The organism is Kitasatospora purpeofusca (genome assembly GCF_034043715.1).
Lineage (GTDB): Bacteria > Actinomycetota > Actinomycetes > Streptomycetales > Streptomycetaceae > Kitasatospora > Kitasatospora purpeofusca_A.
Genome location: NZ_JAXCLC010000002.1, coordinates 51,877 through 65,723, shown reverse-complemented (window position 1 = coordinate 65,723; position 13,847 = coordinate 51,877). Strand labels below are relative to the sequence as shown.

The 13,847-nt window shown below is 74.0% G+C and carries 11 protein-coding genes; 7 read left to right on the top strand and 4 right to left on the bottom strand.

The genetic code is table 11. The features are described 5' to 3' along the window. Nucleotides 1-58: 58 nt before the first annotated feature. The 3 genes from gdhA to SM793_RS01515 all read right to left on the bottom strand — a co-directional run bounded on the left by gdhA (nucleotide 59) and on the right by SM793_RS01515 (nucleotide 4,556). Nucleotides 59-1,369 (bottom strand): NADP-specific glutamate dehydrogenase, encoded by a 1,311-nt coding sequence (gene gdhA / locus SM793_RS01525; protein WP_320436133.1) that lies wholly within the window; start codon nucleotides 1,367-1,369, stop codon nucleotides 59-61. 260 nt (nucleotides 1,370-1,629) lie between these two features. Then, on the bottom strand, nucleotides 1,630-3,753 hold the full coding sequence (locus SM793_RS01520; protein WP_320436132.1) for a putative bifunctional diguanylate cyclase/phosphodiesterase: 2,124 nt from the start codon (nucleotides 3,751-3,753) through the stop codon (nucleotides 1,630-1,632). Next, nucleotides 3,750-4,556 carry an SAM-dependent methyltransferase gene (locus tag SM793_RS01515; protein WP_320436131.1) on the bottom strand — a complete coding sequence of 269 codons (807 nt, stop codon included), beginning with the start codon at nucleotides 4,554-4,556 and terminating at the stop codon, nucleotides 3,750-3,752. Before SM793_RS01515 ends, SM793_RS01520 begins: the two co-directional genes overlap by 4 nt. A gap of 301 nt (nucleotides 4,557-4,857) precedes the next feature. Here SM793_RS01515 and SM793_RS01510 point away from each other — a divergent pair, with 301 nt between their 5' ends. The 7 genes from SM793_RS01510 to SM793_RS01480 all read left to right on the top strand — a co-directional run bounded on the left by SM793_RS01510 (nucleotide 4,858) and on the right by SM793_RS01480 (nucleotide 13,198). After that, entirely contained in the window at nucleotides 4,858-5,307 is a 450-nt protein-coding gene (locus SM793_RS01510) for an SRPBCC family protein (protein WP_320436130.1), read from the top strand. Nucleotides 5,308-5,482: 175 nt separating this feature from the next. Continuing rightward, nucleotides 5,483-6,844, top strand: coding sequence for an ergothioneine biosynthesis glutamate--cysteine ligase EgtA (gene egtA, locus SM793_RS01505; RefSeq protein WP_320436129.1), 1,362 nt, complete (start codon nucleotides 5,483-5,485; stop codon nucleotides 6,842-6,844). Beyond that, entirely contained in the window at nucleotides 6,841-8,364 is a 1,524-nt protein-coding gene (gene egtB, locus SM793_RS01500; RefSeq protein ID WP_320436128.1) for an ergothioneine biosynthesis protein EgtB, read from the top strand. The genes egtA and egtB overlap by 4 nt, the downstream gene beginning before the upstream one ends. Further along, a complete protein-coding gene (egtC, locus tag SM793_RS01495; RefSeq protein ID WP_320436127.1) occupies nucleotides 8,364-9,101 on the top strand; it encodes an ergothioneine biosynthesis protein EgtC in 738 nt (245 codons plus the stop codon). The genes egtB and egtC overlap by 1 nt, the downstream gene beginning before the upstream one ends. Before the next feature lie 117 nt (nucleotides 9,102-9,218). Next, nucleotides 9,219-10,190 (top strand): L-histidine N(alpha)-methyltransferase, encoded by a 972-nt coding sequence (gene egtD / locus SM793_RS01490; protein WP_320436126.1) that lies wholly within the window; start codon nucleotides 9,219-9,221, stop codon nucleotides 10,188-10,190. 186 nt (nucleotides 10,191-10,376) lie between these two features. After that, nucleotides 10,377-11,825: a sugar porter family MFS transporter gene (locus SM793_RS01485; protein ID WP_413815853.1), complete on the top strand. Its 1,449-nt coding sequence runs from the start codon at nucleotides 10,377-10,379 to the stop codon at nucleotides 11,823-11,825. 122 nt (nucleotides 11,826-11,947) lie between these two features. Further along, complete coding sequence (locus SM793_RS01480; RefSeq protein WP_320436124.1) at nucleotides 11,948-13,198, top strand: nitric oxide synthase oxygenase; 1,251 nt, start codon at nucleotides 11,948-11,950, stop codon at nucleotides 13,196-13,198. Here the strand turns inward: SM793_RS01480 and SM793_RS01475 are convergent. After that, nucleotides 13,141-13,836, bottom strand: a complete 696-nt coding sequence (locus SM793_RS01475) for a TetR/AcrR family transcriptional regulator (RefSeq protein WP_320436123.1) — start codon at nucleotides 13,834-13,836, stop codon at nucleotides 13,141-13,143. The genes SM793_RS01480 and SM793_RS01475 overlap by 58 nt on opposite strands. Nucleotides 13,837-13,847 lie beyond the last annotated feature (11 nt).

The following is a 13,847-nucleotide window of genomic DNA, read 5'->3' as shown; positions in this document are numbered from 1 at the left end:
GACCCGACATCCGGTGCCCGCTCCGGTCGGGTGGCCGGAGCGGGCACGGGACCGGCCGTCAGATCAGGCCCTGCGCCAGCATCGCGTCCGCCACCGGCTCGAAGCCGGCGATGTTGGCGCCCAGGACGTAGTCCCCGGGGCGGCCGTACTTCTCCGCCGTGCGGTGGCAGGAGGCGTGGATGTCGCGCATGATCGCGGCCAGCCGCTCCTCCGTCCGCTCGAAGGACCAGGTGTCGCGGGAGGCGTTCTGCTGCATCTCCAGCGCGCTGGTCGCGACCCCGCCGGCGTTGGCGGCCTTGCCCGGCCCGAAGGCCACCCCGGCCTCCTGGAACACCCGCACCGCCTCCGGCGTGGCCGGCATGTTGGCGCCCTCGGCGACCGCCCGCACCCCGCCCCGGACCAGGGCCAGCGCGTCCGGCCCGGACAGCTCGTTCTGGGTCGCGCAGGGCAGCGCCACGTCCACCGGGACACCCCAGACACCGGTGCCCTCCTGGTACTTGACGTGGCTGCCGCGCCGCTCGGCGTACTCGGTGAGCCGGCCGCGCCGGACCTCCTTGACCTCCTTCAGCAGGTCGAGGTCGATGCCCTTCTCGTCCACCACGAAACCGGTGGAGTCGGAGGCGGTGACCACGGTCGCCCCGAGCCGCTGGGCCTTCTCGATCGCGTACAGCGCGACGTTCCCGGAGCCGGAGACGGCGACCCGCAGGCCGTCCAGCTCCTCGCCCCGGGCACGCAGCATCTCGGCGGTGAACAGCACGCAGCCGTAGCCGGTGGCCTCGGTCCTGGCCTGGGAGCCGCCCCAGCCGATGCCCTTGCCGGTCAGCACGCCCGCCTCGTAGCGGTTGGTGATCCGCTTGTACTGGCCGAACAGGTAGCCGATCTCCCGGCCGCCGACGCCGATGTCCCCGGCCGGGACGTCGGTGTGCTCGCCGAGGTGGCGGTACAGCTCGGTCATGAAGGACTGGCAGAAGCGCATGATCTCGGCGTCCGAGCGGCCCTTGGGGTCGAAGTCCGAGCCGCCCTTGCCGCCGCCGATGCCGAGGCCGGTCAGCGCGTTCTTGAAGATCTGCTCGAAGCCGAGGAACTTCACGATCCCGAGGTTCACCGAGGGGTGGAACCGCAGCCCGCCCTTGTACGGGCCGAGCGCGCTGTTGAACTCCACCCGGAAGCCCCGGTTCACGTGCACCCGGCCCCGGTCGTCGGTCCACGGCACCCGGAACATCACCTGCCGCTCGGGCTCCACGATCCGCTCGACGATCCGCGCCTCGACCAGCTCCGGCCGCGCCGCCAGCACCGGTCCGAGCGTCTCCACCACCTCCCGCACGGCCCGGGCGTCGTGGGACGCGACGGGCACAGGGACAGCCGGCATCTTGTGAGCACCTTCCACGGGATGGTCGAAAGACAGGCGCTCCCCGCCCGGGGAGACGCCGGCGGTCCCCTCGCCATTGAGGGCGTCACGGCGCGCAACAACACCAGCGCGGCGACTCCGGACCGCTCGCAGGCGTCAGTCTCGCACCGCTCCCCCGCGTTTGTCCGCCCCTACCGGATCGCGGCCGACCTCGGCTTTCGGTTCGTGAGCAGTGCCGACCCTCCGTGCGCCATCGACCGGGGTCGTGGTCCGGACCGGAACTATTCCCGGGCGGCGACCGGGCGGCCCTGCGGCTCCTCGGCGATCCGCCGGGCGATCTCGGCCGGCCGCACCGGCCGCCCGAAGTGCCAGCCCTGCGCCCAGTCGCAGCCGATCACGCGCAGCCGCTCGGCGTCCCGGCGGGTCTCCACACCCTCGGCGGTGACGGTCAGCCCGAGCGCGTGCGCCATCGACACCAGACCGCTGACGATCCGCCAGCCGGTCTCCTCGTCCTTGGCCGGGTCGTGCAGGTCGCCGACGAAGGACCCGGCGATCTTCAACCCCGAGACCGGCAGGTCGCGCAGGTAGGCGAGGTTGGACCAGCCGGTGCCGAAGTCGTCGACGGCGAGCGAGACGCCCCGCTCGACCAGGCCGTGCAGGGTGCGCAGCGCCTCGTCCTCCGGACCGACCACGGTGGACTCGGTGATCTCCAGCTGGAGCCGGGCCGGGTCCAGGCCGGTGCTGTCGAGGATCCGGTTGAGGTCGCCGACCAGGGCTGCGCTGCGGGCCTGGCGGACCGCCAGGTTGACGTTGAGCTGGGGCGCGGCGTCACCGAACCGCCTGACCCAGTCGGCGGCCTGACCGCAGGCCTGCTCCAGCACCCAGCGGCCGAGCGGCATGATCAGCCCGGTCTCCTCGGCGGTGGTCACGAACTCGTCCGGGCCGAGCACCCCGAGCTGCGGGTGGCGCCAGCGCACCAGTGCCTCGACGGCGGCGAGCCGGCCGTCGGCCAGCGCGTACAGCGGCTGGTAGTCGATGAAGAACTCGCCCCGGTCCAGCGCGGCGGGCATCCGCACCGACACGGCGTAGCGGGAGACGGCGCGGGCGTTCTCCTTGGGGTCGAAGAGCGTCCAGCGGCCCCGGCCGGCCTCCTTGGCCCGGTAGAGCGTCAGGTCGGCGGCCCGGACGGCGGCGCCGGGGGTGGTGGTGGAGACGCGGCGCTCCAGGACGCCGACGCTGGCGCCGACGGCGAGCTTGTGGTCGCCGATCAGCACCGGCCCGGCCAGGGCCTTGAGCACCGTCTTCGCGGCGGCGACGGCCTCCTGCTCGCCGCGGCTGTGCTCCAGCAGGACGACGAACTCGTCCCCGCCGAGCCGGGCCACCAGGTGGCCGAGCGGGCTGAGCGCGGCCTTCAACCGGGCCGCGACGGCGGACAGCAGCTGGTCGCCGGTGTCGTGGCCGAGGCTGTCGTTGACCACCTTGAAGCCGTCGAGGTCGACGTAGCAGAGCCCGAACCGGGCGCCCGGGTCCGGGTCCTCGAAGAGCTTCTCCAGCCGTTCGAAGAACGCGGCCCGGTTGGGCAGCCCGGTGAGCGGGTCGTGGGTGGCCTGGTGGCGCAGCCGCTCCTGGAGCCGGTAGCGGTCGGTGACGTCCTCCAGCATCGCGACCTGGTACTGCGGGACGCCCTCGTCGTCGCGGATCAGCGAGACCGTCAGGTGGGTCCAGACCACCTCGCCGTCCTGCCGGTAGTACGGCTTGTCGAACTGGAAGTACTCGCGCTTGCCGCTGATCAGCTCCTCGTAGACGTCCCAGACGCCGTCGCCGTCCTCGGGGTGGACGAGGTCGCCGACCCGGCGGCCGATCATGTCCTCCGGGCCGGCTCCGAACAGCTCCTGGAGGGCCTTGTTGACGGCCAGGATGTTGCCGTCCGTGTCGCCGATGCCGATGCCGATCGCGGCGCTCTCGAACAGCGCCCGGAACCGGGCCTCGGACGCCCGCAGCGCCCGCTCGGCCTCCTTGCGGGCGACGTCGGCGGCGGTGCGGATGGCCTCCTGCTCGCGCAGGGTGCGCTCGCGCAGGGCGGCCGCCCAGCCGGCCGCGAACGCGCCGCACAGCGCCGGCCCCCGGCCGTCCGCCGCCGGCTGCCGCTGGAGCAGCTCCACCGCGCGGGCCAGCACGATCGGGTCGGTGAACTGGGCCTCGACGAGCTGCGCGCCGGCGTCGGCGGCCAGCCGCGGTTCGAACGGGTCGTCCAGCTGGGCGCGGCGGAGCAGCCCGGCGGTCGTGGACACCAGCCGGTCGAGCAGTCCGGGGTGGACCGCCGTGCCGTGGTCACCGGAGAGCAGCCGCGCCCAGTCCTCGTGGAACCGTTCGGCGCCGCTGCTCGGTTCCGGTGCTCGGGTCACGGGCGGAACCCCACCCCGGCCACCCCTGTCATCCGCTCCGGGTGCTCGCCGACGGCCTCCGGCTGGTCCGGGTGCCACTGCGGCAGGTAGACGACGCCGGGCTCGACGATGTCGAAGCCGGCGAACATCCCGGTGATCTGCTCGACGGTGCGCATCGTCAGCGGCGTCGGCGTCATCCGGTAGAGCCGCTGGTGGTCCTCGGCCTGGTCGGGGCGGCCCTCCAGGGAGGCGTGCGAGAGCACCAGGGCGCTGCCCGGCGGGAGGGCGTCGCGGATGACCGCGATCAGCTTCCACGGGTCGTCCGCGTCCTGGACGAAGTGCATGACGGCGACCAGCAGGACGGCCACCGGCTCGCCGGGCGCGAGCAGCGCGGTCACCTCGGGGCGGGACATCAGGTCGTCGACGTCCCGGACGTCGGCCTGGACGACGAGGCTGCCCGGGTCGTCCTCGAGCAGCAGCCGGCTGTGGGCGACGGCGACCGGGTCGCGGTCGATGTAGACGACCTGGGCCTCCGGCCGGACGGCGCGGGCGAGCTCGTGGACGGCGCCGAAGGTGGGGATGCCGGAGCCGATGTCCAGGAAGCGGCTGATGCCGTGTTCGGCGGTGAACTGGACGGCTCGGCGCAGGAAGGCGCGGTTGGAGCGCATGATCTGCGGCAGTTCCGGCCAGAGGGCGATGGCCTTGCGGGCCATCTCCCGGTCCACCTCGAAGTTGTGCGAGCCTCCGAGGTAGTAGTCGTAGACCCGGGCGGCGTTCGGTTTGTCCAGGTCCGTGCCCTCCGGTACCCAGTTCGGTCGCCGCATCCTCGGGACTCCTTCGTTCCGGTTCCGATGAATCAGTCACCTGCCGTGGCGGCTGAGACTGATGAGACTACAAGCACACAAGATCCTCCCTTGCACGTCGAACGGGTGCAAGCGGAGTGACGCGGTCCTTTCCGCGGCCTCCGGCGGACCTGCAGGCGGGGCGCCGGACGGACCCCGGCGGCACCGGACGGACGTGCCGGAGACGCCGGACGGACCTGCCGGAGACGCCGGAGGGACGTGCCGGAGACGCCGGACGGCCCCCTGGCGGCACCGGACGGACCGGCCGGACTACAGTGCCGCCGTGGACCCCAACCACTACCGGTTCCGCGGCGACTGGCGGCTGGCCGCCCCGCCGGCGGCGGTCTTCGCGGCGCTCGCCGACGTCCCGGGCTATCCGCGCTGGTGGCCGGAGATCCTCGCCGCCCGCGAGACCGGGCCGGACCGGGGCGAGGTCCTGGTCCGGGCGCTGCTCCCCTACCGGCTGGTGATCGGCCTGACCGCCGTGCGCCAGGACCGCGCCGCCGGGGTCCTGGAGGCGGCGATGGACGGCGACCTCACCGGCTGGTCCCGCTGGACGGTCGCGGCGGACGGCACCGGCGGCAGCCTGGTCCTGTTCGAGGAGGACACCCGCCCGGCCAAGCCGCTGCTGCGCCGGCTGGCGCTGCCCGCCCGGCCGCTGTTCCGGGCCAACCACGCGGTGATGATGCGGCGCGGGCGGCGCGGCCTGGCGGCGCACCTGGGGGTCGGCTGAACCCCGGGGCCGGCGGGACGCAGGGCGTCAAAACGGCCCGATTCACCCGTTCGCACCGGCTCTGACCTGCGAGGACACACCTTCACAAGATGTTTGCGCGGCGGCCCCGCATGGTCCGTAGCAGACTGGGCAGGGTAGTCCGGGCCGCACCCGTGCCCCAAGGATGGTGAGTCCGGTGATACCCCTCCGCCCGACCGGTCCGACCGACCGGCAGAACGCGGGACCCCCCGCCGCTTCGGTGACCCCGCTGACCGAATCCGCCGCGCGCAACCACATGACCGGCGTCTGCTTCAAGATCGGCCCGCCCCGGCTGGTCGGCGTCGAGCTCGAGTGGTTCGTCCACGACGACCGATGTCCCGACGAACCCGTCCCTCCGGAACGACTGCACACCGCACTGGACGCACTGCCGCTCGGCGGCCCCGACGGGACCTCGCTCCCCTCCGGTGCCCGTCTCACCCTCGAACCCGGCGGACAGGTCGAGCTCAGCTCCCCGCCCGCCGACAGCCTCACCGGCTGCGTCGCCGACACCCGGCGTGACCTCGCCGCCCTGCGGAGCGCCTTCGCCGCCCAGGGCCTGCGCCTCACCGGCACCGGCACCGACCCGCTGGCCCGCCCCCGCCGGATGGTGCTGGACCACCCGCGCTACCACGCGATGGAGCACCACTTCGACTCGGCCGGACCCTGGGGCCGGATCATGATGACCGGCACCGCCTCGCTCCAGGTGTGCCTGGACGCCGGGTCGGAGAGCGGCCCGCAGGCACTGGAACGCCGCTGGCGCCTCGCCCACCGGCTCGGCCCGGTGCTGGTCGCCGCCTTCGCCAACTCACCGCTGCTGGACGGCCGCCCCACCGGGCACCGGTCCACCCGGCAGACCGTCTGGTCCCGGATGGACCCCTCCCGCACCCTGGCCCCCGCGCCCGACCACGGCGACCCGCGCGAAGCCTGGACCCGGTACGTGCTGGACGCCCAGGTGCTCTGCGTGCGCCGCCGCGACGGCCTGCCGTGGACCGCGCCCACCGGACTGACCTTCCTCGACTGGCTGCGCGGCGGCGGCGAGCGCCCGCCCACCCTGGCCGACCTCGACTACCACCGCACCACGCTGTTCCCGCCGGTCCGCCCGCGCGGCCACCTGGAGCTGCGGATGATCGACGCCCAGCCCGGGGACGGCTGGATCGTCCCCGCCGCGCTGGTCACCGCGCTGCTGGACGACCCGGTCGCCGCGGACACCGCGCTCGCCGCCCTGGAGCCGCTGGAGCCGCCGCCGGGCACCGCGGGGCCGCGCGCGCCGCGCAGCGACGCCTGGCGCCGGGCCGCCGCCCTGGCGACGGCCGACCCCGAGCTGCGCCGCGCCTCGCTCGCCTGCTTCGCCGCCGCCGACGCCGCGCTGGGCCGGCTGCCCGGCGCCGAGCGGCTGCGCGCCTCCGTCGCCGCCTTCGCCGAGCGCTATCCCGCGCGCGGCCGCTGCCCGGCCGACGACCAGCTGGACGCGCTGCGCTCCGGCACCCGACCCACTCCCCCGGAGGAGGCCGCACCATGATCGACGACGCCCGCGCCGACCGCAGCGCCCGGGAGAACCGCCCGCCGACGCCGCTTCCGTCGGAGGCCCCCTCGCTGGAGGACCCCTCACTGGAGGCCCCCTCGTTGGAGACCCTGTCGCCCGAGGCGCTGCGGGAGACCATCGCCACCGAGCTGCTGGCCGCCCGCGCCCGCACCGCCGCGCTCACCGACTGCGTCGGGGACCACGACCTCACCGCCCAGCACTCCCCGCTGATGTCGCCGCTGGTCTGGGACCTCGCCCACATCGGCAACCAGGAGGAGCTCTGGCTGCTGCGCAACATCGGCGGCCGCGATCCGATGCACCCCGAGATCGACCCGCTCTACGACGCCTTCGAGCACCCCCGCTCCGAGCGCCCCACCCTGCCGCTGCTGCCGCCCGGAGAGGCCCGCGCCTACGCCGGCGAGGTGCGCGGCCGGGTGCTCGACCTGCTCGCCGCCAGCCCGCTGGAGGGGGCGCCGCTGCTCGACGCCGGGTTCGCCTTCGGCATGATCGCCCAACACGAACAGCAGCACGACGAGACGATGCTGAGTACCCATCAGCTGCGCCGGGGCGAACCCGTGCTGGCCGCCCCGGCGCCTCCGCCCGCCCCGGCCGACGCCGCCTCGCTGCCCGCCGAGGTGCTCGTCCCGGCCGGCCCGTTCACCATGGGCACCGACACCGAGCCCTGGGCGCTGGACAACGAACGCCCGGCCCACCGCGTCGACCTGCCCGCCTACCGGCTGGACACCACCCCGGTCACCAACGGCGCCTACCTGCGGTTCATCGAGGACGGCGGCTACGACGAGCCGCACTGGTGGACCCCCGAGGGCTGGGCGCACCGGCGGAACGCCGACCTGACCGCGCCGCTGTTCTGGCGCCGCGAGGACGGCCAGTGGCTGCGCCGCCGGTTCGGCGTGCTCGAGCCCGTCCCACTCGACGAACCGGTGCTGCACGTCAGCTGGTACGAGGCGGACGCCTACGCCCGGTGGGCCGGACGGCGACTGCCGACCGAGGCGGAGTGGGAGAAGGCCGCCCGGCACGACCCGGCCACCGGCCGCTCGCGCCGCTACCCGTGGGGCGACGGCGCCCCCGGCCCCGAGCACGCCAATTTGGGCCAGCGGCACCTGCGCCCGGCCCCGGCCGGCAGCTACCCCGACGGCCAGTCACCGTACGGGGCAAGGCAGTTGATGGGCGACGTGTGGGAGTGGACGGCCAGCGACTTCCGGCCGTACCCGGGCTTCCGGGCCTGGCCGTACCGGGAGTACTCGGAGGTGTTCTTCGGGCCCGAGTACAAGGTGCTGCGCGGCGGCTGCTTCGCGGTGGCGCCGGTCGCCTGCCGGGGCACCTTCCGCAACTGGGACTACCCGATCCGGCGGCAGATCTTCGCCGGGTTCCGCACCGCCGCCGACGTCACCGACGGCCCCGGCTCCGACGGCCCCGACGGCCCCGATGCCACCGCCGGCGCCACCGACGGCCGCGGCTCCGGTGCCGGTCCCGCTCGCGTTCGGAGGGCCGGCTGATGTGCCGCCACCTCGCCTACGTCGGTGAGCCGGTGTCGCCCCGGGCACTGCTGGTGGAGCCGCCGTTCGGCCTCCACCGGCAGTCCTGGGCACCGCGCCTCCAGCAGTACGGCACCGTCAACGCGGACGGCTTCGGCCTCGGCTGGTACGCGGACGGCGACGAGGTGCCCGCCCGCTACCGGCGGGCCGGGCCGATCTGGGCGGACACCTCCTTCGGCGACCTCGCCCGGGTCCTGCGCACCCGGGCGCTGCTGGCGGCGGTCCGCTCGGCCACCGAGGGCTGCGCGGCCGGCGAGGAGGCGGCCGGGCCGTTCGCCGCCGGGCGCTGGCTGTTCAGCCACAACGGGGCGCTGGCCGGCTGGCCGGAGCGGACCGGCGCGCTGGCCGCACTGCTGCCGCCCGCCGAACTGCTCGGCCTGGTGGCCCGCACCGACTCGGCCCTGCTGTGGGCGCTCGCCCTGCACCGGCTGCGCGCGGGCGCCGGACTCGGCGACGCCCTGGCCGGCACCGTCGCGGACGCGGACGCGCACACCACCGGCCGGATGAACCTGCTGCTCACCGACGGCCGGGAGATCGCCGCCACCGCCTGGGGCGACACCCTGCACCACCGGACCGTGCCGGGCCTCGGGGTACTGGTGGCCTCGGAGCCCTCCGACGACCATCCGGGCTGGACCACCGTGCCGGACCGGTCGCTGCTGCTGGCCGGGCCGGACGGGGTGACCGTCAAGCCGCTCTGACGCTCTTGGCGCTCTTGGCGCTCTCAGCGCCTGGACGGCCCGAACGCCCTGAGCGCCTCGAGCGCCGCAACCCCGGCTACCGATACCTTCACTTCCTGAACAGAGGATCCGCCTGTCATGAGCACCTTTGATCTCACCCGACTGCTGCCCGCCGACCACTTCAGCACCGCACTGCGGCACGACGTCCGGTCCGGCCTCACCGCCGATCCCAAGACGCTGCCGCCCAAGTGGTTCTACGACGCGCGGGGCAGCGAGCTGTTCGAGGAGATCACCCGGCTCCCCGAGTACTACCCGACCCGCGCCGAGCGGGCCATCCTCACCGCCCGGGCCGGCGAGATCGCCGCCACCACCCGGGCCCGCACCCTGGTCGAGCTCGGCTCGGGCTCCTCCGAGAAGACCCGGCTGCTCCTGGACGCGCTGCGCGACCTGGGCACGCTGGAGACGTACGTGCCGGTGGACGTCAGCGAGAGCGCGCTGACCTCGGCCGGGGAGGCCCTCGCCGACGAGTACCCGGGCCTCGCGGTGCACGGCGTGCTGGCCGACTTCACCGCCCGGCTCGACCTGCCGCCGGCCGCCGGCCCCCGGCTGGTCGCCTTCCTCGGCGGCACCCTCGGCAACCTGCTGCCGCCCGAGCGGGCCGCCTTCCTGAGCGGACTGCGGGCCGCCCTCGACCCCGGCGACTTCCTGCTGCTCGGCACCGACCTGGTCAAGGACCCGGCGGTGCTGGTCGCCGCCTACGACGACGCGGCCGGGGTAACCGCGGAGTTCAACCGGAACGTGCTCAACGTGCTGAACCGCGAGCTGTCCGCCGACTTCGAACCGGCCTCGTTCGCGCACGTGGCGCTCTGGGACCCGGAGCGGGAGTGGATCGAGATGCGGCTGCGCTCGCTCGTCGACCAGACCGTGAAGATCCCGGCACTGGACCTGCCGGTGAGCTTCGCGCGGGGCGAGGAGCTGCGCACCGAGGTGTCGGCGAAGTTCCGCCGGGAGCGGGTGGCCGAGGAACTGGCCGCGGCCGGACTGCGGCTGTCGGCCTGGTGGACGGACGACCAGGAGCGGTTCGGCCTCTCGCTGGCCCACCCGGTCTGAGCCCACCCGGTCCGAGTCCCCCCGGTCCGAGTCCCCCCGGTCTGAGCCGACTCGCCAGGGGCTCTTATTTGATTGTTCACCTTACTAATCATAGAAGGCGCTTGGGGGCATCCCACGTACAACACTTGAACATTGAGGGGTTACGATCTCGGCTACCAAGCTCAGCGTTGAGTACCAGGAGTCAAGATCGTGAGCGTCACCCAGCAGTCCGCCGGGCCCTCGGGAACCCCGGAGGCGGAGACCGGGCCGGCACCGTCCGGCCGGCTCGGCTTCGTCGTCTTCATCACCGCCGCCGCGGCCCTCGGCGGCTTCCTGTTCGGCTACGACAGCTCCGTGATCAACGGCGCGGTCTCCGGCATCCAGGAGAAGTTCGGCGTCGGCGACGGCGTGACCGGCCTGATCGTCTCCTCCGCGCTGCTGGGCTCCGCCGTCGGCGCCGCCCTGGCCGGCCGGTTCGCCGACCGCTACGGCCGGATCACCGTGATGAAGGCCGGTGCGCTGCTCTTCGCGGTCAGCGCGATCGGCTCGATGCTGCCGTTCTCCGCCTGGGACCTCGCCTGCTGGCGGGTCCTCGGCGGAGCGGCCATCGGCATCGCCTCGGTCATCGCGCCGACCTACATCGCCGAGGTGGCGCCGACCAAGTACCGGGGCCGGCTCGCCTCCTTCCAGCAGGCCGCGATCGTGCTCGGCATCGCGATCTCGCAGCTGGTCAACTGGCTGCTGGCGGACGCCGCCGGGGGCGACACCCGCGGCCAGCTGCTCGGCCTGGAGGCCTGGCAGTGGATGCTCGGGATCTGTGTCGTGCCGGCCGCCGTCTACTTCGCGCTGGCCTCGACCATCCCCGAGTCGCCGCGCTTCCTGATCGCCGCCGACCGCCTCGACGAGGCCCGCGCCGTGCTCGCCGACATCGAGGGCCGGGACTCCGACACCGAGGCCCGGATCGCCGAGATCCGCGGCCTGATCGACTCCGACCACCGGCCGCGCTTCAGCGATCTGCTCGGCGGCCGGTTCGGCCTGCTGCCGATCGTCTGGGTCGGCATCGGCCTGTCGGTCTTCCAGCAGCTGGTCGGCATCAACGTGATCTTCTACTACTCGTCGATCCTCTGGCAGTCCGTCGGCATCGACCAGTCCGACTCACTGCTGATCAGCTTCATCGGCTCGGTCATCAACATCCTCGGCACCGTGATCGCGATCCTGCTGGTCGACCGGATCGGCCGCAAGCCGCTCGCCCTGATCGGCTCGGCCGGCATGGCCGTCGCCCTGGGCGCCTGCGCATGGGCGTTCTCCTCCGCCACCGGCAGCGGGAACGACGTCACCCTGCCCGACCTCCAGGGCACCGTGGCCCTGATCGCCGCCAACGCCTTCGTGCTGTTCTTCGCCCTCTCCTGGGGCGTGGTGGTCTGGGTGATGCTCGGCGAGATGTTCCCCAACCGGATCCGCGCCGCCGCGCTCTCGGTGGCCGCCTCCGCGCAGTGGATCGCCAACTGGGCGATCACCGTCTCGTTCCCGGCGCTCTCGCGCTGGAGCCTCTCCGCGACCTACCTGGCGTACGCGGTGTTCGCGGCGCTGTCGATCGTCTTCGTGGCGAAGTTCATGAAGGAGACCAAGGGCGTCCGGCTGGAGGACATGGGCTGAGCCCATGTCCTGAGGAGCCCTTCGGCCCCCGCACCCTAGCGCTTGGACGCAGGGGGCGGGGGCTGAATCGTTCACTCTCTGCGGCGGCCCGGGCACCTCCGGTTTCCTGTCCCGCAGGAGGGATGTCCTTGATCTTCGACCGGCTACGCACCCGCAGCAGTCGCGGTCCGCACCGCACCACCGCCGCACCCGTCGGCGCCTGCCCCTACTCGCACGGCCACGTCCACGGCCACCTGGTGCCGGAGGAACCCCCGGGCACCGCCGCCCCGGAACCGGCCGACGACGAGTACTTCACCGACCCCCGGCAGGCGGCCGGCTTCGTCCGGCAGTTCCACCGCGAGCAACCCGCCGCCGGCGACGCCGCCGCCCGGGTCCGCGCCGTGCTCGACGAGATCGACCGCACCGGCACCTATGAGCACACCCCCGCCGAACTCGCCCACGGCGCCCGGCTCGCCTGGCGCAACGCCGCCCGCTGCATCGGTCGGCTGTACTGGCGCAGCCTGGTGGTGCGCGACCTGCGCCACCTCTCCTCCGCCGACGACATCGCCGCCGAGTGCTTCGACCACCTGCGCACCGCCGCCAACGGCGGGCGGATCCGTCCCGTGGTCTCGGTGTTCGCCCCCGACCGGCCGGGCCGTCCGGCCGCCCGGATCGTCAACCAGCAGCTGATCCGCTACGCCGGGCACCCCGGCCCGGACGGCGGCTGGACCGGCGACCCGGCCGGCGCGCAGCTCACCGCCCGGGCCCGCGACCTCGGCTGGAAGTGCGGCGAGGAGCCCTTCGAGGTGCTGCCGCTGCTCGTCCAGGAGCGGCCCGGCGAGCGGCCCGAATGGTACGAACTGCCGGAGGACACCACCCTGGAGGTCCGGCTCTCGCACCCCGAGCACCCGTGGTTCGCCGAGCTGGGCCTGCGCTGGTACGCGGTGCCGGCGATCAGCGACATGACGCTCGAGATCGGCGGCGTCCGCTACCCGACCGCGCCGTTCAACGGCTGGTACATGGGCACCGAGATCGGCGCCCGCAACCTGGCCGACGCCGACCGCTACGCGATGCTGGCCACCGTCGCCGAACGGCTCGGCCTGGACACCTCCCACGAGCGCACGCTCTGGCGGGACCGCGCGCTGGTGGAGCTGAACGTCGCGGTGCTGCACTCCTTCCAGGAGGCCGGGGTGACCATGGCCGACCACCACACCGAGTCCGAGCGCTTCCTCAGGCACATCGCGCAGGAGAAGCGGCTCGGCCGGCCGACGCCCGCCGACTGGAGCTGGATCGTGCCACCGGTCTCCGGCGGGCTGACGCCCGTCTACCACCGGTACTACGACCCGGTGGACCCCGAGCTGCGACCGGCGTTCGTGGCCCGCGAGCCCTGGTGACCGGCGGAGGCCAGTCGTTCGAAGCGCAGCACCAGCCCGTCGAGCAGCGCCTCCAGCCCGGTCTCGAAGGCGCCCTCGTCCACGGCCGCCCGGTGCTCGGCCAGCCGGTGCGCCTCGCCGAGGTGGGGGTAGTCGGCCGCGTCGTACAGCCCGGCGTCCTCCGGGAAGCCGGCCGCGAAGGAGGCCAGGGCGGAGCCGGTGACGAAGTAGCGCATCAGCGCGCCGATCCTGGTCGCCTGCCCGCGCGGCCAGCCCGCCTCGACCAGGCAGCCGAAGACGGCGTCGGCCAGCCGCAGCGCGTTCGGCCGGCGCCCGGGGCCCTGGGCCAGCACCGGGACGATGTTGGGGTGGGCGGCGAGCGCGGCCCGGTAGGAGCGGGCCCAGTCCCGCAGCGCCTCCGGCCAGGGCGCGCCGGCGCCGAACATCGACAGGTCGACTTCCCCGATCACCCCGTCCACGACGGCGTCCAGCAGTTCGTCCTTGGTGGCGAAGTGGTTGTAGAGGGAGGGCCCGCTCACCGAGAGTTCGCCGGCCAGGCGGCGGGTGGAGAGCGCGGCCAGGCCCTCCTGGTCGACCAGCCGCAGCGCGGCGGCGACGATGCGCTCGCGGTTGAGCAGGGGGGTGCGCGGGCGGGGCATCGGCGCGGCTC